The sequence below is a fragment of the Vibrio sp. S234-5 genome (assembly GCF_000960595.1).
Lineage (GTDB): Bacteria > Pseudomonadota > Gammaproteobacteria > Enterobacterales > Vibrionaceae > Vibrio.
This window is the reverse complement of record NZ_JZAM01000078.1, coordinates 1-1,002: the sequence shown is the minus strand read 5'-3', so window position 1 is coordinate 1,002 and position 1,002 is coordinate 1. Positions and strand designations below refer to the sequence as shown.

The 1,002-nt window shown below is 45.7% G+C and carries 3 tRNA genes and 1 rRNA gene; all 4 read left to right on the top strand.

The features are described from left to right. Positions 1 to 243 (top strand): 16S ribosomal RNA (locus tag UF06_RS03390); the annotation flags it as partial. Positions 244 to 347: 104 nt separating this feature from the next. Next, positions 348 to 423 (top strand) — tRNA-Glu (locus UF06_RS03385). 1 nt (position 424) lies between these two features. After that, positions 425 to 500: transfer RNA gene (locus UF06_RS03380), tRNA-Lys, on the top strand. A gap of 63 nt (positions 501 to 563) precedes the next feature. Beyond that, positions 564 to 639 (top strand) — tRNA-Val (locus UF06_RS03375). The last annotated feature ends 363 nt before the right edge of the window (positions 640 to 1,002 follow it).

Here is a 1,002-nt window from a genome sequence, read left to right as displayed (position 1 = left end):
CCGGATTGGAGTCTGCAACTCGACTCCATGAAGTCGGAATCGCTAGTAATCGTGGATCAGAATGCCACGGTGAATACGTTCCCGGGCCTTGTACACACCGCCCGTCACACCATGGGAGTGGGCTGCACCAGAAGTAGATAGCTTAACCTTTCGGGGAGGGCGTTTACCACGGTGTGGTTCATGACTGGGGTGAAGTCGTAACAAGGTAGCGCTAGGGGAACCTGGCGCTGGATCACCTCCTTATACGATACGGATAGTTTGCTTCTGCTTTTTAAAGCGGAAACAAATAAGTCGCGATGAGTGTCCACACAGATTGATATGGTTTAGACAGTTTAGAGTATCTTAGTGTCCCGTTCGTCTAGAGGCCTAGGACACCGCCCTTTCACGGCGGTAACAGGGGTTCGACTCCCCTACGGGATACCACGGGTCGTTAGCTCAGTCGGTAGAGCAGTTGACTTTTAATCAATTGGTCGCAGGTTCGAATCCTGCACGACCCACCATTTCCTTCCACAGGGAATTCTGTTTTGATTCTGCTTTTTCAAAAGCGGAGACAAAAAAACTGTGGGCGATTAGCTCAGTTGGGAGAGCACCTGCCTTACAAGCAGGGGGTCACTGGTTCGAACCCGGTATCGCCCACCACTCTTTAAATATTTTTGTGTCACTAAATGAAGCCTCCTCTTAATGTGGATGGTTTTTTCGACGCTGAAAGTCTTTAAAAAGTGGATTTCTCATCGGGAAATAACACTGCTCTTTAACAATTTGGAAAGCTGACAAAACAATTTATCTTTATTGATAGATTGTTTGTAAAGTTCTCAATGTTTGTCTTTAAGACAAACACCAACAAACACATTCAAGTGTTCTTGGGAATGTCACTGTTTAGTGACGATTCAAAATTGAGTCCGGCAAATCAATGCTATCTCGCTCATTCAAATAATGAGATAGCGAACCTTGGTTGTTTAACAAAGACCCTTTCGGGTTGTATGGTTAAGTGACTAAGCGTAC